This is a genomic window from Chlorogloeopsis fritschii PCC 6912, from assembly GCF_000317285.1.
GTDB classification, from domain to species: Bacteria; Cyanobacteriota; Cyanobacteriia; order Cyanobacteriales; family Nostocaceae; genus Chlorogloeopsis; species Chlorogloeopsis fritschii.
This window is the reverse complement of the sequence record NZ_AJLN01000116.1, coordinates 681,678-701,294: the sequence shown is the minus strand read 5'-3', so window position 1 is coordinate 701,294 and position 19,617 is coordinate 681,678. Positions and strand designations below refer to the sequence as shown.

Sequence of the window (19,617 nt, the reverse complement as noted above, 5' to 3'; positions counted from 1 at the left end):
CAACTGCTGTCACCTGAATCTTACCAAACACCTTGTAGTTCAGAATCAACTAAAACTCGATTGACAGCACTCCTAGCTTTACTAACAACTGCGGGATGCACATCACTTTATCCTTCAATCCACTCCATAACCTCTTCAGGAAGGGATGTTGCTGCCCGACCTAATAATGCAGCAACTACTTCAGCGGCAGCGATCGCGCATTGCTGCGATCGCTCATCTGTAGCTCAGTGTTGGTAAACTCTCGGTCACGTTCCGGTTGAGCAGCTGCAAGTAGCCCTGAACTCAGCACCAGTGACTCTCAACTGTCCGCTGCACCGGGTTTGTCGTACTGCGCCAAGTTTGACCGCTCTCATCTTCAACTAAGTTTCGTTGACCATATTCAAAATTTGGTTGTACAGGTCTGAAGATACTCGAAACTCTGAGGTAGCAATCAAAGCATCCATCAGAGGTTTCACAGCCACAATGAGATTTTTCCGTTTTGCCTCAACCAAAATACCCAGTAGCCCAGTAATTTTGATTCCCAAACGGTCAGCTTCTGCTCTACCACGACGCTCATCAATTAGCAGTAAATCTGCTCCAAGTTCCAAAGCCAGCGCAATTGCTTCAGACTCCCCAGGATCTAATCTCACCTTGCTTTCAAGTCGTTCAACAACCTCACGGTTAGCAATTAATTTGACTTCTAACCAAGTAGCTGTTTGTACTTCAGCACTTCCCGGAACAGGCGGATCGATGTCTACAAGTTCACGATACACTGCCTCTGGAATTATGACTTGCTCATAGAGAAGAGGCAAGAGCCTTAGCTGGTCTATTGCTACCAAATTCGTGATTGCTGATGTGTCGCTAATGACAATCACAATCGCCCCAACTCTCGTAAGTTTTTCAAATCCAACTCAAAATCTTCAACATCATAGGAATACAGTGCAATTTTTCGCTGCTTCAAGAGTTGACGAAAAGCATTGGGTGGCATATCTGCTAAACGACTAGCGTAGCCAAGCGTTAAACGACCAGTTTGAAACAGATATATGGCAATTTCCTGGCGAAACTCGCTTGGTGTAAGTTGAGAGGCTTGCAGAATTTCATCTGAGATGACAACACTCATAAGAGAGCTACCTTACCGACCACACCTTTAGAGTAACCTAAAAAATCCTGATGCCGAGAGATAAACTTTAGGTACTACCTCACCCAGGAAACAGCAGTACAACGGTTCGGGTCAGCGGTTGCCAGCATCTTTGCATCTCACCCAAGTAATTAGAGCAGGTTAACGTGAGCTTCATTGGCCGGAGTTAATTGGAATGCTAACAATCCTCCTTTGTCATTGATAATCAAATGCTCTTTAGTACGCAGTTCGGCAAGAGCTACTTAGTATATTTTCATTCCACCATTTTTGCTTCAGGCAAAATTAACATCGCGTCACCGAAAGAATAAAAGCGATATTGAGAAGCGATCGCCTGCTGATAGATATTTAACAACCGTTGTCTACCAATCAAAGCACTCACCAGCATCAGCAAACTCGAACGCGGTAAGTGAAAATTCGTAATCAAACCCTCAACCACCCGCCATTTGTATCCCGGATAAATAAATAAATCAGTCTTACCACAAAATGGTTGTAGCTCTCCTGATACCGCAGCACCTTCTAAGGAACGAACTACCGTTGTACCTACAGCAATAACTCTACCACCAGCAGCTTGAGTGGCACGAATTTGCTCTACAGTTGCAGCAGGCACCTCAATCCATTCTTCATGCATCTTGTGAGTAGTTACATCTTCCACTTCCACAGGGCGAAATGTTCCTACACCCACATGCAATGTCACAAAAGCTTGATTAATCCCTTTTTGCCGTAACCGCTCTAGTAATTCTGGAGTAAAGTGCAACCCAGCAGTAGGAGCAGCGATCGCTCCCGGAGATTTAGCATAAACTGTCTGATATTGTTCGCTTTCGGCATCGGTTTGGGTAATGTAAGGTGGTAGAGGAACTTCACCAAACACATCCAACAATTGCACTAAAGAAATTTCTTCTGGTAAATCAAATTGCAGCAAACGTCCCCCAGTCGCCTCGTCAGTTTCTAAGACAGTAGCAGTAAGTTGAGAAGGCATGGGGAATGTTTTTGATAGATTCTCCGCATCTTCCCCAACTTCCTTCGCCTCAAAAATAATTTTCGAGCCATGCTTAAAGCGTTTGCCTGGTTTCACTAAAGCCAACCAACAGTTATGTTGCCGTTCCTCCAACAGCAACACTTCCACCTCTGCTCCAGTAGATTTTCGCCCATACAACCGTGCCGAAAGAACACGGGTATTATTCATCACTAATAAATCTCCGGCTCTGAGTAAATCCGGCAAATCGCGGAAAATATAGTGTAAAGGCTCTGTGTTTTTACCTGTACTCGGAGAATTTACAACTAATAGTCTGGAACTATCTCTGGGAAAAGCCGGATTTTGAGCAATTAGTTCGTTTGGCAATTCATAATCATAGCTAGCCAAGGAATGGTCTAAGGCAGAACTTTCTACTGTTGGGTTAGAACTCAAATTTAAATTAGTTTCCGGTAGTTTTTGCTGCATTTAGATTTAGATTTTCTTAAAAAAACGTTGCGGTTGTGCTTTCTAAAAGAACTCTAAAGGATTGCAAAAGATATTGATCCCTGGACTTCAAGATGGTTACTATTAAGTACCACGTAAGCACCTATATGAATATTGGGTAAAACTCCCCATCTAAAAACGGGGGCTTTTACCCTAGCGGTTTGTATACCCCTCTACCAATAATAGAAATGTAGGATTGGCTTTGATCCCAAGCACCAAGATGGAATACTTGTATTATCTGGCAAATGCTAGCCTCACTCTTAGGGTTATTCAGTACTTGCACGCTAAACCCCAAATACCTGTATCCTTCGTCACCGTAATTCATCAAATCGATGGTTGGGTGGTTAGGATCAAACTTAGAAATCAGTTATCACCCCAAGAAGACGGCGACATTCGAGCTTTCTTAAATGAATTAGGTATTAGCTATGAGCCGCCAATGAGGGTACAGATGGCTCTATGGAGTTTGGAAGCAGGGCAGTGCCCCGTTGATGTAATGCGTCGCTACCAAGTAGCTATTGTTTCTCATGGTAATCCAGAAAAAGAAGAAATAGAGGCTTTCCGACAACAGTTTGTCAGGGGATTGGGTTACTGTCCAGAAACTCTGGCGTAAGAGTTTTGAATGTTGATGGCTGTTACAAATGAATGATTGGTAATTAGTTATTGGTAATGGGAGTTTTATATCCATTACCAATACTCGTTTGCCGCTTCAAAAGCTGCACAAATATATTCTTGTAGTATCAATTTGTATTTTTCTATAGAGGAACTGGCTAAAGTTGTGTCTATAACTTTAACTGTGGGAGATTCTATTGAGATACGCTGACAACAAACAATAGCAACATCAAATTGGCAAAGGTAATCTGCCTTGTCTGGATATTTAGCTAAAAACATCTGTGCCGTGCGCCAAAGTTTTAGTTGTTTTGGTGGCGCGATCGCACTTCTTCCTCCTGAATCCCAATTACCCGAACTGCGAGTTTTCACTTCCACAAATGCCAATTTAGGAGAGGGAGTGGTAGAAGACGTAGAGAGTTTTTCATTGACATTCCCCGTGTCTTTGTGTCTTCCCACGCCAGTCGTCTCAACGGGGGAAACCCCCGCACGCCGCTGGCTCCTCCCCTTGTCCTCTTGTTCTACTCCATCATGTTGGGCGATAATATCAATTTCTCCCCACCGACACCGCCAGCGACGATAAAGAATTACCCAGCCTTGAGATTGTAACCATTGTGCGACTAGATCTTCTCCTGCGTTACCGATATCGGGATAATTATAAGGAGGATAGTTTGCCATTGACGAAAAGTACGATGATTTCAAGGTTAAGCGATCGAATTTGGACAAGCATACTCAATGTATTGCTTTTGACAGTGATTTTCATCACAGCAACTATAGCTTTCCCTGAAGGTGCTGTGGCAGTAAACTATAACAACCGAACTCTTATTGAAGAAAATTTCTCAAATCAGGACTTAACAGATTCCAGTTTTGATCATGCTACTCTCCGCAAAAGCAACTTCAGTCACTCTAATTTACGTGGAGTGAGGTTTTTTTCGTCAAATTTGGCTTCAGCAGATTTTACCGGAGCCGATTTGAGTTATGCCGATTTAGAATCAGCTCGTCTGACTAAAGCTAATTTGACTGACGCCATTTTAGAAGGTGCCTTTATTACCGGTACCATGTTTGATGGTGCCATTATTGACGGGGCAGATTTTACTGATACATATGTGCGTGAGGATGTGCTAAATAAATTATGCAAGGTGGCTAAAGGCACAAATCCAGTCACAGGGCGTAATACCCGTGATACTTTAATGTGTCCGTAGTGCCCCTTTGGGAAGTCAAAAGTTAAAAGTACTTTTGATTTTTAATTAGCGACATATTACAAGCTAGTTACGTCTGATGTGAATTAAAACGACAAACAAAAATCATGTGTGAGAAATCAACCACAGATGGACACAGATAAACACAGATAAATCATCCGTGTGCATCTCGTGGTTTATCTGTGGTTGTTATCATCATCAAATTGGATTTTGCTATCAATCTATCACGTAGATTAATTTCTCAAAGCCCTGATGAACCTTTGCAAACCCCTAAATACACTGGGTTTTCTTGCAGGTACAGTTGCGACAGTTTCTCCTTCTGGTGTTTGTGCTTGCCCGGCAAGAATCATATCTAACTCGTCACCAGAGGGTTTTTGCGCCAATTCAGCAACTTTTTGATAGTCACCCTCATTTTGTACCCATACTTCCCATACTCCTGGATAGCAGCGGAACAATGCCGCTTCTTCAAATATAGGACGCAGGTAATAACAAGACTCAATCGTATTAGTAAAACGCTCGCGAATTTGTCTGGCGGCATAACCAATACCGATTTTGCCAGCATCTTCTAGAAAGGGATTTAACATCACAAAGGGGCGATCGCCAATTTCTTCACAAATCTTTTCTAACTGTGGCACTTCTACAGAAGTGGGAGCAATAAACAAAAAGATTTCGTCTTCTGGCTGAATTTTGGACTGGATAGAAGCAGCCCTGCCAGTACCAATGTCAAGTATTTTAAAAGGTACATCTGTCCAATCGCGGCGAGCCAGCCCAGCACTACCAGCATCAGCAAAGAGAATCTTTAGTTTTTCTCCGTATTGTTCAAAAACTGGTAACAGTTGTTGTGCTACTGGCATCAATTTGAGTTCTGGAAAGAGTAACTCAACTTGTAATCGTGTATATCCATCTGCTATTGCTGCTTGGGTAGCCTGTTGGGCTTGAGCGATCGCATCTTCAAGAGTCTTTGGAAGTTCAGTCATCTTAAAAAATTTTTGGAATGGAATTGTTAGTAGTTAGTAGTTAGGAGTTGGTTGTCTGTTGCTCTCCTTACTTGTCCCTTTCTATTTCCTTCTGCCATCTGCCATCTGCCTCCTGCCTTCTACTTAACCACTAACTAATCACAACCAATTCTACAGGCGAAAGTCGCTGCAAAACCTGCTTCAAAACCATTGCCACCCAATCCACATCATCTGATGTTGTATCTCGTCCTAGTGTCATGCGAACACCTGCCAACGCAGCCTTTTCAGAGTATCCCATTGCTAAGAGTATAGGACTGGGGTTGAGTTTACCGCTATTACACGCTGCTCCGGCGCTGATACCAATACCAGCGCGGTTCAACTCCCGCACCAAGCTTCTGCCATTAATTTTTTCTCCATCGTTGTGTTCCAAACAGAAGCTCACATGATGAGGTAAACGGTGAACCAAATCGCCAGTAGGTTTTAAACCAGGAATGTCAGCCAACAGAGAAAACAGGCGATCGCGTAAATTTACTAATCGAGGTGTTTCTGTTGCCATTTCTTGTGCTGCCAATTCTGCCGCTACACCAAATCCAGTAATAATCGGTACTGCTTGCGTGCCCGAACGCAATCGCATTTCTTGCCCGCCCCCACCCAACAAGGGTACTAACTCTACACCCGGACGTACATACAGCGCCCCTGCACCTTGCGGTCCGTAAATTTTATGACTAGAAAGGCTCAATAAATCTACTGGCAATTCTTGTACATCAATAGGTAAACGTCCCGCCAATTGCACTGCATCGGTGTGGAATAATACACCCGAACTGCGAGCAATCTTTCCCAGTTCTGCGATCGGTTGCAATGTCCCTACTTCGCTTTGCCCGTAAATTACTGACACTAGTACAGTGTTATCCTGCAAAGCTGCCTTTAAATCCAGAGGATTAACTCTACCCTTGCCATCTACTTCCAAGCGAGTCACTTGCCAACCCCACTGTTCCAACAACCGTGCAGGTTCGGTAATTGCAGAATGCTCAACATTAGAAATAATTATGTGTTGGGGTTTGGTATACAACCGGGCGACGCCCATAATTGCCAGATTGTCCGCCTCCGTGCCTCCAGAAGTAAAAATAATAGATTCAGCTGGTGCATTAATTAATCCAGCAACCTGCATTCTTGCTTGTTCGATTGCTGTTGCTGCCCGTTGTCCCCATTCGTGCAAGCTAGAGGGATTGCCCCAATGTTGAGTCATAGCTGCTTGCATCGCCGCGATCGCTTCTGGGCGAGTGGGGGTAGTAGCACTGTAATCTAAATAAACTTGCATAGATTCTCCAGTAAACACACGCTTGCACGGGCTGCATTTGTTTTCAGCATCTATAGTTAATTATTTCCTAATTCAGGAACGTCATCTGTGTAATTTTACTTTTATCTTTACTTTCATCTCAGTTTAATAACTCCCAATTTTGGGAATCATAAAAGTGTAATTACATAACACTTTTAGCAAACTAACGTGTCCCGTTTCTCTATCCGACGGAGTTTTTATTCTGTTTTTCTACTAATACTCACCCTTACTGCTTGTCAACAAAATAAGTCTCCCACTCAGTCTCTAGAAAGATTACCACAAGACCCTGTAATTCAAGTCTATTTCAATCAAAATTCAATATCTTCCTACAAAGATCCATACCGACACTTTAATCGTAAGGGAGACAATTTAGAGCAGCAGGTTATCAATACTATTAGCCAGGCGAATTCTACTATAGATTTAGCTGTCATGGAGTTTAGGCTGCCTGAAGTAGCTAAAGCATTAAAACGTGCGAAAGAGCGCGGAATTAAAATTAGAGTTCTGCTTGACAACAAATACAACAAAACTAGTCAGGAATATACGAAAGAAGAAATTAGTAGAATGAACAGCCACGATCGCAGAGCCTATGAAGAATTAACACGATATCCTGCTGATGCTCTGACTATTTTGCGCCAAAGTGGAATTGAAATTAAAGATGATACCTCTGCTGGTGCAACTAAAGGTAGCGGACTTATGCACCATAAATTTTTAGTTGTCGATGGTAAAACCACTATTATAACCAGTGGCAACTTTACTACATCTGACTTTCACGGTGATTTTAATAATTTTGACAGCCGGGGTAATCCTAATAACATGATTGTCATTCTCGATCATGCTCATCTTGCCAAAACTTTTACTGAAGAATTTAACTATATGTGGCAAGGATTATTCAAATCTCGTAAACCTAAAAGATATCCTGTCACAATTCCAGTTAGTACAGGAACTATTACAGTTAACTTTTCTCCGGCTCGCCGTCAAGAGAATATTGCCACAACTAGCAACGGCATTATTGCCTCTTATATACAGCAAGCTCAAAAGAGTGTGCACGTTGCAGTGTTTGTTTTTTCCGATCAAAAGATTAGCGACACTCTTAGCAGAGTATACGACAAAGGAGTAAAAGACATCAAACTGCTGATAGATCCAGATTTTTTCGGACAACCATATTCCAAAGCATACGATGCTCTAGGAGTTTGTCCTCGTCCTGGCAAGAAAACTTATTCCATCAAAGTTAATCCGTGGAAAAATCCTCTAACTACAGTTGGTTTTCCGATCGCACCAACTGGAGATAGGGGAGTCCATAGTAAAATGGCAATCTTAGATGGAGAGCTAGTCATTACTGGTAGTCACAATTGGTCGAATTCTGGAAATTACCTAAATGACGAAACTCTGATATTCATACAAAATCCTACTGTTGCCGCCCATTACGAACGGGAATTTAGCCGCCTTTATCAAACAGCACAAGTGGGTTTAGCTACTCTACCCCGTGCCCAAAAGTGCCAAGCACAATTTTTACCCCAAACTACAAGCGAATCAGAATCTCTACTTACCGAGAATTAAAGGGCGATGTCAGTGCAGTTTCCATAACCTACCCCAAAATCTGTGTGGAATACCCTACCCCATTTATTCGGTTACCACACTTTTGAGTTTGTTAAAAATATCGTTAAATTTATTTACATAAAGTTACAAAAATTAAAACAAGGAGTTAGATATGATGGCTATCTTAATTGGGTTGTTTGTTGTTGCTTGGGTTGCAGCTTCTGTAATTGGTACTCAGGCTTATTTCCTGGGAGAACAGAGAAAGCCAATCCACGAGCGTAACTGGCGTTCCGAATCTTTTGAAAAATTGGCTAAATCCGTCACTGGCAAGGATACAGACTACAGCGATCGCACTCCTGCTTATGGAATGGATGCCTATGCCAGCAATACACTACCTAACTAGAGTCATGGGATGCGTTAGCGATCGTCTAACGCCCTATCTCCAGCAAAATTTTTATAGAATCAACCCCCAAATAAAATCCGGTTTCACAAGCCAAAGAAACCGGGTTTTTCATTTGTAGGCGAAAGGCTTATTTCAACTCTAGTTTTTCATGCTTGCTGACATCAGCAGGTTTGCCAGTCATAGCTCCCTTAACTAAGCTAATCGTGTTCGCTACTATGCTTGAAGGTGAATCCCAATATTCAGCTTTTTCTACGTTCACCTTAAGTAAAGCAATATCAGGCTCGTCTAAGCCTTTAGGAAACCAAGCCTTGAGTTGTGGTTGCCACATTTGTTCTAACTTTTGGCGATCGCGTACCAATTCGGCTGTACCGGATAAAGAGACGTAACACTGTTTATTAGGTGCAGCATAACTGACATTAACTTGATGGTTGCGATTAATTTCAACTACCTTATAGGAACTAGCATAAGTGAAAAACCAGACATCGCCATCAAATTCGACTTCGCGATTGGTAGCCATCGGACGGCTATGTAATGTTCCATCCTCATTAACAGTCGTCAACATGGCATAGTCGATATCTTTAATCAGATCTCGCAACTTCTTCAGGTTTTCGCTGTTATTTGCATGAGAGTTAGTCATAAATAGTCATCCTATTTTGGTTTGCTATTGGAATAAATTTCAATGGCAACTCAAAGGAGGATGCGAACTGCAATTCACCTCGCACCCATAAGTAGCACTGATTATTCTTTCCCTCACACTAACGTTCTGCCTAGCAAATATCCTGAGTCTATAGTTAGGTTTTCAAGTAAATCACTGTAGTTTTGTCAAAAATATCGAAAACCGCTTAGTTTTTTAACAATAAATTAAATGCACACAGACAAAATTATCTACGTGCATCTATGCTTATAGATATAGTTAAAAAGGAAGATATCGGAAAAACTTGCAAATATTCCAGCGCTTATAATTTCAATATTCTTAGCGCAACTAAAGCAATTTATTTCATTGCTCTCCAGGTTTGATTTTAAAAGATAGGATAACTCGCATCTTTGGCTAAAAACATTATAATTCTCCTCGAATCTTACGCCTAATAATTTCCATCTGTTCTTGCATTTCTGCATCGGTCATCGGCGCAGGATACTTTGGAGAATTAGGATCGCGTTTGCTCATAAGAAAACGTAGAGCTTCGATATCATCACGGTTTTCGATGACATAAGCTCTTAGTTCTGTAAAGCTCATTTGTTCATAATTCGGGGTCATTGAGAAACTCCCATTCTCCATTAGGGTAAACAATAACTTGAATATCATCCCCAGCTAGGATGTAAACTTCTCCAGTTTTGTCATCAAATCGAAATAGTTTAATATCCTTATACAGGTTAGATAGCATTTGACAAACCCGGACGCAAGCGAAGGCTTGTTCTATTGTTGGTAAAATAATTCTTCTCCTCACTACTTAATAATATAGGGTGAGCAATGCCCACCCTACCACTCTTTACGCCTTTACGTGCGCTTTCTACAACGGACGGTAAACGCGATAGTTGATATTGGGGAAGATATTGTCCATCAACTCAACTTTTTCGAGCCAACCGCTATCGATTTTGCCGATATTAATGTCTTCGTAAAGCTTATTAAACCGCATCAAGTGCGATCGCGTTCTTCTAACTGCGTAGGGTACCATCGTTCCCGTTCGCATAATAAAAGCCCAGTCAGAAGATTGTGCCAAAAGTAACTCTCGTGCTGCCTGATTGAGTGCTTTCCACTCCAACTCATCCACAGGTTCCCTAGAAGAGAGTTCAATCATTCGTTCGGCAGCTTTGTGCAAATGTGGGTATATCCACGCATTTGTATCATTCAACCAATACTCATGGAAACCCTTATAACCCCAACTCGATTGAGAAGGACGGCAAACTTGCTGAGTTGGTTGTACTCGTAAATAATCAGCTAAATGCGTCATTTGGTATGTTTGCTGGTCATACCATGACTTGCGGAACAGGTAATCAATAAACCAGGGGCCTTCATACCACCAATGCCCAAATAATTCGGCATCGTAGGGTGACACCACAATTGGCGGACGCTGCATGATGTGGTAAAGGTGTTCAACTTGCCGTTCCCGGTTATACATAAAATTAGCAGCGTGTTCGGCAGTCTTTTCTCTTGCCCAGTAGGGATCGTAGAGTGCTTTATCTCCAAGACCTAAACCGCGACCAGTAATTTTATGATATTTGATGCCCGTATTCTTACGTTGACCATTGGGCATGATGTAGGGCTTGATATACTCGTATTCAGCTTCCCAGCCCAAGTCTTTATAAAACTCGCGGTATTCTGCCGCACCAGGATAACCTACTTCAGAAGACCATACCTGCTGAGAGGATTCATGATCGCGTCCAAAAGCAGCCACACCAGTTTCTGTAAAAATTGGGGCATAGCTGCCAAAGCGAGGGCGGGGACGAGCGTAGAGAATACCGTGTCCATCAACTAGGAAGTAGCGCAGCCCGACATCTGCCAGCATCCGCTCTAAGCCTTCATAGTAGGCACATTCGGGCAACCAAATACCCCTGGGCGGACAACCAAAAGTTTCCTCATAATGTTCGTAGGCTACCTTAAGTTGTGCCCACACGGCTTGGGGATACATTTTCATTAAAGGTAAATAGCCGTGGGTAGCACCACATGTGATAATTTCGAGGTTATTTGTGTCTTGGAAATTCTTAAAAGCTGTTACCAAGTCACCTTTGTAACGTTCCCAAACTTCTCGTGTGGCATTGAACTCAGCAGCATAATGTTCGGCCAAATAGCGGATATGACCATTATGGGCATTGTGCTCAACTTCTAGCTCGGCAAGTTCTTCAAGTTTAGCCAAATGGGCATCATAGCGTTCTTGCAGCAGAGGATCGCGTAGCATTGACACTAGAGGTGGTGTCATGCTCATGGTGATCTTAAAGTCGATACCGTCTCGCTTTAACCCTTCAAAAACTCGCAGTAAGGGAATGTAAGTTTCAGTAATAGCTTCATAAAGCCATTCTTCCTCCAGCACATAGTCACTTTCTGGATGACGGACGAAGGGCAGATGTGCATGGAGTACTAGCGCGACGTAGCCGATAGCCATAATGATTCCGGGGTGGTACGTAGATAAATTGTAAGGACGGGAGTTTGGCAGAAGTTAACAATATTTTAAGACCTTCTGGGGATCGTATCAGGCTTTAGCCAACTCTTTACAATGGCTATGACTCCACACCAAAAATTAAAACTATCTTGGAAATAGGGGACAGGGGATAGGTGACAGGTGACAGGGTACAGGGAAAGAGAACTCCATGCTTGGTTGTGGAATTTTCCCGTGATTTACTATTTTGGAAATAATGTAAAATAGCAACTTCTATAAAGCAGGCGTAAACAGCCTTCTGCCATCTGACTTCTACTTAATCTTGATAATTGTTTCCCCAATCAAGGAAGTTATCACGAGTGAAAAAGCAAGTTACTTTTCTTTTTTCTATCTTCACGGGCACTGTTTTTGTTGCAACTCCAGTAGTTCTGGCAGTTCCCTCCACTGATACGCCAAAAAGTCCAACTTCACCAAATTTAGAAGCAAAAACCACCATCCACGCAGCTGCACTCACACTCAAAGATTTGCCACCTGGTTTTAAGGAATTACCACCGCAACTTAAGACGGCAATAGCCACTCAACTAGAACCTCTCAAGCAAGCGATCGCCAAAGATAATCTGCCACTCAATCACTTCTTCGCTTTTATCGAGCCAGAAAAGATGGAACTCGTGATGGGCTTTACGGGAACTCTGACTAGTCAAAGACAACAAGCTCAATTTGATGCTGCCCTTAAGCAGGTGCAGAAACCAGAATTTGAGAAAGAAATCAAAAAATTAGAACCAGGGCTGCGATCGCTTCAGGTAGTCAAATTTATGAACTACAAAAAACGCCCTGAATTTAATCATCTAGCTAATGCATCTTCAGGGTTTTCAATCGGAGCAAAGATAGAACAACTACCAGTAAATTTTGACGTCATCGGTTTTCGTCGGCAAAGCTTTGGAGCATTTACAGCCGTGATGCATATGACTGACAAAGAGCCTTCAATTTCTGTCAAAGATGTCGTCACCAAGTTAGATAGACGTGTATCACTGCCTTCTTCCCTCAGAAATCTACCAGGAATATCTAAATAGCATCTTGCAAAAGTCTCAATTTTTAACTCTTTCTCTGCGCCTGGTGCGCGACGCCAGTTGCTACAACGCTCTTAACCCGATGCCAGGTGCTACAACGGGGGAGAACCCTCCGAAGTTCTGAGCCTCGCTCCGCGAGGAGCTTGCGCTAACGGCGGAAGCCGCCGCACCCTTACGGGAAGCCGCCTCCGGCGTCTACAGACTTCTCTCCGCAACGCACTGGCTCCTTTATGCCGGGAAATCCTTACTTGCAGAAGCCGCTCCGCGTCTACGGCAGTCGCTTCAAGTCGGCACTAGACGCGAAGCGGCTTCCCGGAGGGTAGCCGCCCAACGCGCTGCCTCACCACCGCGCTGCCTCCCCAACGCACTGGCTCCTCTGCGTGAGGTAAAAATTTATGCCATAAGTCTAATATCATTCCTCGCTGTCTTCATACAACTGCTCCAGTTCTTGTAACTGTGTCCGTCGTGACGCACGGCGATATTTCTTACTTTCTAGCTTCGGTTCGTACTGAGTTTGACCCTGCTTAATCGTTTTTGCCTTTACCGTAGACTCAGGATCGGCTTGTTGGTTTAATTGAGTTTGACGTGCGATCGCTTCTTCTAAAAACTCCAAATAATGCTGATAACGCTCCCAATTCCCCTGTACTACACAGCCAGGCTCATTACGATGCAAACAATCACTAAATCGACAGCTAGCAATAGCTAATCTCTCTCTAATCTCTGGGAAATAACTTGCTAATTCTTCAGGAGTACAATCCAAATCAGGCTGATTAAATCCAGGCGTATCTGCTAAAAATCCACCTTTTGGCAATTCAAATAATTCGACGTGGCGAGTAGTGTGACGACCGCGAGCTAGTTTACCAGAAATTTCACCCACTCGCAGGTTGACATTAGGAATCAAAGCATTGATTAAACTAGACTTGCCAACTCCTGAAGGCCCAGCAAGCACAGTAGTTTGCTGTTTGAGTGATTCAGCTAAATCATCAATATTTATACCTTCATAAACGCTAATAAATCTTGGCTGATAACCCCAAGCAATCAAGCGCTGATTAATTTCTGCTTGTTGTTCTGATGTAATTAAATCGCTTTTATTTAAACATAAAACTACGTGTAAACCCGTAGACTCAGCCTTAATTAGAAAGCGGCTAAGTTGGTAAGGTTCTAAAGGCGGATCGGCGACTGCAAATACTAAAAGAATTTGATCCACATTAGCGATCGCCGGTCGATCCAATTGATTTTTGCGAGGTAAAACTTCAGCAATCGCGCCTCTACCACCAGCCCAATCTGGTTCTTCTACCACCACGCGATCGCCTACCATCACCTGTTGTCCAATTTTTTTGAGGCGAGTGCGGCGAGTGCATAAGAGGAGGGGAGGATGGGAGGATGGGGAAGGTGGAGAAGAACTTACTCCCATAACTTCCTCAGTTCCCTCAACTCCTTTTGTTCTCCTCTCCCATTCTTCTACTCCTAAATCCAACTGGACTCGATAATAATTAGCCTGCACGGCTAATACCGTACCTAATAACTGCTGAGTGTTTGGTAATGCTTCCGCTGTCATTACTCAGTTACAGGACAGCGTACAAACAAAGAAAAATAGCCCGTGCAGTCTGTAATCTGTTCCACCAGATAGCCTGCCATGGTCAAGCTATCAGGAACTTGCTCAATCGGTTCACCAGGATCTAACCAGACTTCTAACAAACTCCCAGGCTGCATTTGCTGTAAACGCAGTTTTGTGCGCACGAAATTCATCGGACAGGGAGTGCCGCGTAAGTCAAGTTGAGCATCAGGGGATGAAAGGGAAGATACACTCATCGTTGGTGGAACAAATTACCTAAAAAACCTTCTATACCGCCTTTACCAGTGCGATCGCCTCTTATTTTAGCTAGTTTTTCCAAAAGTTCTCGTTCCTCAGGTAGTATCTTGGTGGGAATATCAATTAACACTGTAATCAAGTGATCGCCTCGACTTACAGGATTACCCAAGCGCGGTACTCCACGATTTTCGAGCTTCATGACCGTATTCGGCTGGGTACCCGGTGGAATTAACAATTCCACAGGCCCATCCACTGTATTCACCTCTAAACGAGAACCGAGAATCGCCTGAAGGTAGCTGATTTTGATTTCCGAGAGAACATTAATACCATCCCGCTGGAATTCTGAGTCTTCATTAACGAATAAGTAGACGTACAAATCTCCAGGTGGCCCTCCGCGCTGCCCAGCGTCTCCTTCTGAGGAAATCCGCAAGCGAGTACCGTTGTCTACACCAGCAGGAATGGTAATTTTAAGTTTCTTGGTGACTTGATTTGCCCCCTTACCATCGCAAGCGTCGCATTTATCTTCAATTACAGTACCCGTACCATTACAGGTGGGACAGGTAGAGACTTGAGTGAAACTGCCAAAAGGCGTTCTGGTAACACGGCGTACTTGACCAGAACCACCACAAGTAGAACAGGTGCGTGGTCTTGTTCCTGGTTTGGCACCAGAGCCACTACAAACTTCACAAGTCTCTAAATGCGAAATGCGAATTTCTTTTTCACCACCAAATACTGCTTCCCGAAAATCTAGTTTTAGATCTAAGCGCAGATCGTCGCCTCTAACCGGGCCACTGCGCCGTCTTTGCGCTTGAGTGCCCATGCCACCGGCAAAACCACTAAAGATGCTTTCAAAAATATCGGCAAAACCACCCATGTCGCCAATATCTTGAAAGCCTACTCCGGCACCTGATACACCATCTGGGCCAAATCGATCGTAACGAGCGCGGGTTTCTGGTTCTGAGAGTACCTCATAAGCGCGGTTAATTTCCTTGAATCGCTCCTCAGCGCCCGGTTCTTTGTTCACATCTGGGTGATACTTCCGGGCTAAACGGCGATAGGCTTGTTTGATTTCTTCTTTATCGGCGTCACGAGAGACACCCAGAATTTCGTAGTAGTCGCGGGCCATACAGCAAAGGTGAAAGTTAAAAGGTAGAAAGCGGCTATGCAGGGAGAACTCACAAGACGCAACAGCATTTTCCCCTAAGGGTGCTGCTGTCACCGTTCAGAAAATCGGGAAGGCAGAAGGCAGTAGTTAAATTTTCTTAATAGTTAATTTTACCTTTTACCTTTTACAAAAATCACCAGCAAATCACTAGCAACAGGTTTTTCTCTGAATTAAAAACGACAAGAGTCTTGACCTGAAGCTGTCTCTTTTACAATTGTGCTACTTATTACGGGAAAACTTCCCTCCTCAGATAGAGAGGCTAGCCGCACTTTTAGGTGTGGAAAACCCTCCATGAGCTTGGAAGTGTATCCTTGTCTTGAACCAATGTAGCTGGATTATTCAACTTCTGGCAAGGAAAAATAAGGCTGAGGATGAAGCCTGAAGGAGAAAATTTTTTGATTCCTTCATTTTTTCATTCTTGAGCCTTGATCGTTCTCGGCAAGAAGCCGCACTATGCGCGTTTATCATGCGTCTACATTCTTTACACCTTTAGTCTATCGCTTCATAATCAGCCTGTAGTGTGCTCTCCTGCTCAAAATCAAAATTGAATTGTGGTGTAAGTGTTCCACTGAAAGTTTCGTTTGACTCTGAAGTTAAGGAATGATCCCCAGAGAAATTTTCATCGGTTTGACTAACACGGTTGTAAACTTCAGCACCAATAGTAAACAAACTTTGCTGGAAGTCATCCAAGCACTGTTTGAACTCCGTTGTGGAAATACCAGAGTTAGCCATTGCTGCTTTCAATCTTACGAGCTTTTCATCTGCCAAGACTTTCATCTGCTCGCCGATTACATTGCCATTATCTTTTAACGTTGATTCATAACTATGTAACAAATTATCCGCTTGGTTTTTGAGTGCTACCATTTCTATACGTTTTTTGTCTTCTTCGGCATAGATTTCAGCTTCTTGCCGCATTCTTTCCACTTCATTGGTACTCAAACCTCCTGTGTTGGTAATCCGAATGCTCTGCTCTCTACCTGTACCTCTGTCTTGGGCTGAAACCTTGAGAATGCCGTTAACATCAATTTCAAAACTGACTTCTATCTGCGGTACGCCACGGGGAGCTGGGGGAATTCCCGCAAGCAGAAATTTACCCAAACTTTTGTTATCCCGTGCCATTGCCCGTTCACCTTGGAGGACGTGAATTTCGACTGAGATTTGCCCATCCACGGCTGTGGAAAAAATTTGAGATTTGCTAGTCGGGATTGTGGTATTGCGTTCGATAATTTTGGTGAAAACTTCTCCTAAAGTTTCAATGCCCAATGACAAGGGCGTAACATCCAACAACAGAAGATTATCGACTTCACCACCGAGTACCCCAGCTTGAATTGCCGCCCCTAATGCCACTGCTTCATCGGGATTAATCGAGCGATCGGGAGTTTTACCATTGAAAAATTTGCTTAAGGCATTTTGAACGGCAGGAATACGAGTAGAACCACCCACTAAAATAATGCGATCAATATCTTGTGGTTTCAGGTCTGCGTCTTTAAGCGCCTGAGCCATCGGTTCGATGGTAGCTTCAATTAAATTGCTGGACAGTTCTTCAAATTTGGCACGGGTAAGTTCTATTTCTAAATGTTTGGGGCCTGTTTCGTTAGCGGTGATAAATGGCAAATTAATTGAAGTACTCAACATCGTGGAGAGTTCAATCTTTGCTTTTTCTGCTGCTTCCCGCAGGCGTTGTAAAGCCATCTTGTCAACCGAAAGGTCGATATTCTCTTCTTGCAAGAAGTTATCTATCATCCACCGGACGATAGAGTTATCAAAATCATCTCCTCCCAAGTGATTGTTACCGCTAGTTGCTTTTACTTCAAACACACCATCCCCAAGTTGCAAGATGGAGACGTCAAAAGTACCTCCTCCCAAGTCAAATACTAGGATTGTCTGTTCTTGGTCTTGTTTATCTAAGCCAAAGGCTAAAGCCGCAGAAGTTGGTTCGTTAATAATCCGCAGTACTTCTAGCCCGGCAATGGTGCCAGCGTCTTTTGTTGCTTGTCTTTGAGCATCCGTAAAATAAGCAGGCACGGTGATCACTGCTTGAGTTACCGATTCTCCTAGAAAGTTTTCTGCATCCTGCTTTAATTTTTGCAGGATCATCGCGGAAATTTCTTGTGGTGTGTAGTTGCGTCCGCGAATTTGGACATCAACGGTATCGTCTCGACCTTTGACACATTGATAAGGAACGCGATCGCGTTCTGCTTGAGTGTCCTCCCAGCGACGACCAATAAATCGTTTGATACTGTAGACTGTATTCTCCGCATTGGTTACGGCTTGGCGCTTTGCCAGTGGCCCGACTAAGCGTTCACCGCCTTTGCCAAAACCTACAATACTAGGAGTAGTTCGTCCGCCTTCTGAATTAGCAATGACGATTGGTTGACCACCTTCTAAAATTGCCACGCAACTGTTGGTAGTGCCTAAGTCGATCCCAATAACTTTTCCCATGTGAATCGGTATTTTTGCTGAGTTTTCACTCCTCAAAGTTTTACAGGTTCACGGAAGACAGTTTCACTAGATGCATTTGCTTGCTGAAACTGTCTTGCCGCTAACCAGTACTAGATCCCATCAGGAGATCTGCAAAACTTCGGGTGTGCTGTGGTGCGGACTACCTTATGTAGGTTTTGGGATGCGATGCTCGCCTAGTTAGTCAGCGGTCATTGGTCATTGATTAATAGTTACTATTTGTTACAAATGACAAATGACAAAGGACGACTATTTAACTATTTGCTGGAGGAGACTGATTTTCCTCTGAAGATGGCATATCTTCCTTTGGAGCAGCCACTTTTACCATTGAATGGCGCAGCACGCGATCGCCCAAGTAATATCCGCGTATTAACTCTTCTAACACTGTTCCTTCAGGATGTTCATCCGTAGGTTCCCGCATTACTGCTTCATGTAGGTTGGGATCGAATGGTTGACCTTCAGGACGCATCGGTGACACACCCAAGCGCTTCAGGCAATCTACTAGTAGTTTGTAGACACCCTGATAACTTTTGTGAATTCCCATCTCCCCATCGTTTTGGGGTTTGATTTGCGATCGCGCCCGTTCAAAATTATCAACTACTGGTAGTAACTCAGTAATTGTGTTCCGTTTTACCTGCGCTTCTAGGTCTTCTTTTTCTTTAACCATGCGTTTGCGGTAATTTTCAAAATCTGCCGCAATCCGCATATATTGGTTGCTACGTTCTTCTAGCTGGGCTTTGAGAGACTCTATTTGTTGGCTCATTTGTGCTAACGCTGCTGTGTCAACTGTAGCTGCCTCAGTGGCAGCAACCCCATTGTCTTGAGTTGGCACAACTGTATCTTCAGATACGTTAGCTGCTGTCTCTGTTGCCTCATTGCCAGGTTCGTTGACGTTGGTTGGAGCTGGGGAGTCACTATTCATTGCTTGCTTAACCTCTGTTGCTTCACCAAATTGCTGGCTCGTATTGTTTAAATATTTATCTTCGTCCATCATTATGTACTCATCCCAGATGCTTGATACAGCAATTTTCGCCCTAGATTGTAGCCATTAAACACATGGTACAAAAAACGGCCAGATGTTCTGCCGCTTGATTCCCTTGATTAATGGGCAACAATTGGGTCTTTTGTCCTGGAAGTGATGTCACCGTCCTCTATTGTGACAAATGGTGAGCGTAAGCGTGCACACAGCAAAGGAGATTAGGGACTAGTGACTGGCGATCAAGAAATTGGGGAGCCAACCGCGCTCTTCAAACTACCTTCCAGCACGATCGCCAAAATTTAATTTCTGAGATATCAGTTGCTGATTGAGATTTAGGCGGGCAAAAGTTCCTCAGGCAGGGGCTAAAAATCAAAGCCTTTAAACTCCAAAATTTCATCTCCTGCATTATAAGTAATATTTCTCACTACTTGA

20 protein-coding genes are annotated in these 19,617 nt (G+C 43.4%); 5 read left to right on the top strand and 15 right to left on the bottom strand.

Going from position 1 to position 19,617, the window contains the following annotated elements; all coding sequences use genetic code 11:
* Window positions 1-359 precede the first annotated feature (359 nt).
* From UYC_RS0126935 to queA, 3 genes are all read right to left on the bottom strand, one after another.
* A complete protein-coding gene (locus UYC_RS0126935; protein WP_016874180.1) occupies window positions 360-854 on the bottom strand; it encodes a PIN domain-containing protein in 495 nt (164 codons plus the stop codon).
* Entirely contained in the window at window positions 851-1,099 is a 249-nt protein-coding gene (locus tag UYC_RS0126930) for a UPF0175 family protein (protein WP_016874181.1), read from the bottom strand. Before UYC_RS0126930 ends, UYC_RS0126935 begins: the two co-directional genes overlap by 4 nt.
* Window positions 1,100-1,370: 271 nt before the next feature.
* The gene (gene queA / locus UYC_RS0126925; RefSeq protein WP_016874182.1) at window positions 1,371-2,555 is read right to left on the bottom strand and encodes a tRNA preQ1(34) S-adenosylmethionine ribosyltransferase-isomerase QueA; all 1,185 of its coding nucleotides are present in this window, start codon (window positions 2,553-2,555) and stop codon (window positions 1,371-1,373) included.
* A gap of 238 nt (window positions 2,556-2,793) precedes the next feature.
* Here queA and UYC_RS0126920 point away from each other — a divergent pair, with 238 nt between their 5' ends.
* Window positions 2,794-3,183, top strand: coding sequence for a hypothetical protein (locus tag UYC_RS0126920; protein ID WP_016874183.1), 390 nt, complete (start codon window positions 2,794-2,796; stop codon window positions 3,181-3,183).
* A gap of 74 nt (window positions 3,184-3,257) precedes the next feature.
* Here the strand turns inward: UYC_RS0126920 and UYC_RS0126915 are convergent, their stop codons facing one another.
* On the bottom strand, window positions 3,258-3,857 hold the full coding sequence (locus UYC_RS0126915; protein WP_016874184.1) for a YraN family protein: 600 nt from the start codon (window positions 3,855-3,857) through the stop codon (window positions 3,258-3,260).
* A gap of 14 nt (window positions 3,858-3,871) precedes the next feature.
* Here UYC_RS0126915 and UYC_RS0126910 point away from each other — a divergent pair, with 14 nt between their 5' ends.
* Entirely contained in the window at window positions 3,872-4,381 is a 510-nt protein-coding gene (locus tag UYC_RS0126910; protein WP_016874185.1) for a pentapeptide repeat-containing protein, read from the top strand.
* A gap of 230 nt (window positions 4,382-4,611) precedes the next feature.
* On the opposite strand, the gene UYC_RS0126905 is transcribed toward UYC_RS0126910, so the two are convergent.
* Both UYC_RS0126905 and UYC_RS0126900 read right to left on the bottom strand, forming a co-directional pair.
* Window positions 4,612-5,355 carry a DUF1995 family protein gene (locus tag UYC_RS0126905; RefSeq protein ID WP_016874186.1) on the bottom strand — a complete coding sequence of 248 codons (744 nt, stop codon included), beginning with the start codon at window positions 5,353-5,355 and terminating at the stop codon, window positions 4,612-4,614.
* 130 nt (window positions 5,356-5,485) lie between these two features.
* A complete protein-coding gene (locus tag UYC_RS0126900; protein WP_016874187.1) occupies window positions 5,486-6,652 on the bottom strand; it encodes a cysteine desulfurase family protein in 1,167 nt (388 codons plus the stop codon).
* A gap of 186 nt (window positions 6,653-6,838) precedes the next feature.
* On the opposite strand from UYC_RS0126900, the gene UYC_RS0126895 reads away from it, so the two are divergent.
* Window positions 6,839-8,227, top strand: coding sequence for a phospholipase D-like domain-containing protein (locus tag UYC_RS0126895; RefSeq protein ID WP_016874188.1), 1,389 nt, complete (start codon window positions 6,839-6,841; stop codon window positions 8,225-8,227).
* 151 nt (window positions 8,228-8,378) lie between these two features.
* On the top strand, window positions 8,379-8,609 hold the full coding sequence (locus UYC_RS0126890; protein ID WP_039751096.1) for a photosystem II protein, Psb35-related: 231 nt from the start codon (window positions 8,379-8,381) through the stop codon (window positions 8,607-8,609).
* A gap of 127 nt (window positions 8,610-8,736) precedes the next feature.
* Here UYC_RS0126890 and UYC_RS0126885 read toward each other — a convergent pair whose 3' ends face one another.
* The 4 genes from UYC_RS0126885 to UYC_RS0126870 all read right to left on the bottom strand — a co-directional run bounded on the left by UYC_RS0126885 (window position 8,737) and on the right by UYC_RS0126870 (window position 11,707).
* Window positions 8,737-9,246, bottom strand: a complete 510-nt coding sequence (locus tag UYC_RS0126885) for a pyridoxamine 5'-phosphate oxidase family protein (RefSeq protein ID WP_016874190.1) — start codon at window positions 9,244-9,246, stop codon at window positions 8,737-8,739.
* Window positions 9,247-9,666: 420 nt separating this feature from the next.
* Window positions 9,667-9,843 carry a DUF6887 family protein gene (locus UYC_RS0126880; RefSeq protein WP_016874191.1) on the bottom strand — a complete coding sequence of 59 codons (177 nt, stop codon included), beginning with the start codon at window positions 9,841-9,843 and terminating at the stop codon, window positions 9,667-9,669.
* Window positions 9,844-9,847: 4 nt separating this feature from the next.
* The gene (locus tag UYC_RS0126875; protein ID WP_016874192.1) at window positions 9,848-10,054 is read right to left on the bottom strand and encodes a DUF6888 family protein; all 207 of its coding nucleotides are present in this window, start codon (window positions 10,052-10,054) and stop codon (window positions 9,848-9,850) included.
* A 63-nt stretch (window positions 10,055-10,117) separates the two neighbouring features.
* Window positions 10,118-11,707 (bottom strand): glycoside hydrolase family 57 protein, encoded by a 1,590-nt coding sequence (locus UYC_RS0126870; RefSeq protein WP_016874193.1) that lies wholly within the window; start codon window positions 11,705-11,707, stop codon window positions 10,118-10,120.
* 353 nt (window positions 11,708-12,060) lie between these two features.
* Between UYC_RS0126870 and UYC_RS0126865 the strand changes: the two genes are divergently transcribed.
* Window positions 12,061-12,771 carry a hypothetical protein gene (locus UYC_RS0126865; protein ID WP_016874194.1) on the top strand — a complete coding sequence of 237 codons (711 nt, stop codon included), beginning with the start codon at window positions 12,061-12,063 and terminating at the stop codon, window positions 12,769-12,771.
* A gap of 409 nt (window positions 12,772-13,180) precedes the next feature.
* Here the strand turns inward: UYC_RS0126865 and rsgA are convergent, their stop codons facing one another.
* The 5 genes from rsgA to grpE all read right to left on the bottom strand — a co-directional run bounded on the left by rsgA (window position 13,181) and on the right by grpE (window position 19,197).
* Window positions 13,181-14,326: a small ribosomal subunit biogenesis GTPase RsgA gene (gene rsgA, locus UYC_RS0126860; RefSeq protein WP_016874195.1), complete on the bottom strand. Its 1,146-nt coding sequence runs from the start codon at window positions 14,324-14,326 to the stop codon at window positions 13,181-13,183.
* Window positions 14,326-14,580: a sulfurtransferase TusA family protein gene (locus tag UYC_RS0126855; RefSeq protein ID WP_016874196.1), complete on the bottom strand. Its 255-nt coding sequence runs from the start codon at window positions 14,578-14,580 to the stop codon at window positions 14,326-14,328. The genes rsgA and UYC_RS0126855 overlap by 1 nt, the downstream gene beginning before the upstream one ends.
* Window positions 14,577-15,707 (bottom strand): molecular chaperone DnaJ, encoded by a 1,131-nt coding sequence (gene dnaJ / locus UYC_RS0126850; RefSeq protein WP_016879728.1) that lies wholly within the window; start codon window positions 15,705-15,707, stop codon window positions 14,577-14,579. Before dnaJ ends, UYC_RS0126855 begins: the two co-directional genes overlap by 4 nt.
* 528 nt (window positions 15,708-16,235) lie before the next feature.
* Window positions 16,236-18,188, bottom strand: a complete 1,953-nt coding sequence (gene dnaK, locus UYC_RS0126845; protein ID WP_016874198.1) for a molecular chaperone DnaK — start codon at window positions 18,186-18,188, stop codon at window positions 16,236-16,238.
* A gap of 271 nt (window positions 18,189-18,459) precedes the next feature.
* Window positions 18,460-19,197: a nucleotide exchange factor GrpE gene (gene grpE, locus UYC_RS0126840; RefSeq protein ID WP_016874199.1), complete on the bottom strand. Its 738-nt coding sequence runs from the start codon at window positions 19,195-19,197 to the stop codon at window positions 18,460-18,462.
* Between the last annotated feature and the right edge of the window lie 420 nt (window positions 19,198-19,617).

What these genes read in the sequence shown, in the direction of transcription:
- UYC_RS0126930 (WP_016874181.1), bottom strand. Translation starts at nt 1,099, where the DNA reads ATGAGTGTTGTCATCTCAGATGAAATTCTGCAAGCCTCTCAACTTACA.
- queA (WP_016874182.1), bottom strand. Translation starts at nt 2,555, where the DNA reads ATGCAGCAAAAACTACCGGAAACTAATTTAAATTTGAGTTCTAACCCA.
- UYC_RS0126920 (WP_016874183.1), top strand. Translation starts at nt 2,794, where the DNA reads ATGGAATACTTGTATTATCTGGCAAATGCTAGCCTCACTCTTAGGGTT.
- UYC_RS0126915 (WP_016874184.1), bottom strand. Translation starts at nt 3,857, where the DNA reads ATGGCAAACTATCCTCCTTATAATTATCCCGATATCGGTAACGCAGGA.
- UYC_RS0126910 (WP_016874185.1), top strand. Translation starts at nt 3,872, where the DNA reads ATGATTTCAAGGTTAAGCGATCGAATTTGGACAAGCATACTCAATGTA.
- UYC_RS0126905 (WP_016874186.1), bottom strand. Translation starts at nt 5,355, where the DNA reads ATGACTGAACTTCCAAAGACTCTTGAAGATGCGATCGCTCAAGCCCAA.
- UYC_RS0126900 (WP_016874187.1), bottom strand. Translation starts at nt 6,652, where the DNA reads ATGCAAGTTTATTTAGATTACAGTGCTACTACCCCCACTCGCCCAGAA.
- UYC_RS0126890 (WP_039751096.1), top strand. Translation starts at nt 8,379, where the DNA reads ATGATGGCTATCTTAATTGGGTTGTTTGTTGTTGCTTGGGTTGCAGCT.
- UYC_RS0126885 (WP_016874190.1), bottom strand. Translation starts at nt 9,246, where the DNA reads ATGACTAACTCTCATGCAAATAACAGCGAAAACCTGAAGAAGTTGCGA.
- UYC_RS0126880 (WP_016874191.1), bottom strand. Translation starts at nt 9,843, where the DNA reads ATGAGCTTTACAGAACTAAGAGCTTATGTCATCGAAAACCGTGATGAT.
- UYC_RS0126870 (WP_016874193.1), bottom strand. Translation starts at nt 11,707, where the DNA reads ATGGCTATCGGCTACGTCGCGCTAGTACTCCATGCACATCTGCCCTTC.
- rsgA (WP_016874195.1), bottom strand. Translation starts at nt 14,326, where the DNA reads ATGACAGCGGAAGCATTACCAAACACTCAGCAGTTATTAGGTACGGTA.
- UYC_RS0126855 (WP_016874196.1), bottom strand. Translation starts at nt 14,580, where the DNA reads ATGAGTGTATCTTCCCTTTCATCCCCTGATGCTCAACTTGACTTACGC.
- dnaJ (WP_016879728.1), bottom strand. Translation starts at nt 15,707, where the DNA reads ATGGCCCGCGACTACTACGAAATTCTGGGTGTCTCTCGTGACGCCGAT.
- dnaK (WP_016874198.1), bottom strand. Translation starts at nt 18,188, where the DNA reads ATGGGAAAAGTTATTGGGATCGACTTAGGCACTACCAACAGTTGCGTG.
- grpE (WP_016874199.1), bottom strand. Translation starts at nt 19,197, where the DNA reads ATGGACGAAGATAAATATTTAAACAATACGAGCCAGCAATTTGGTGAA.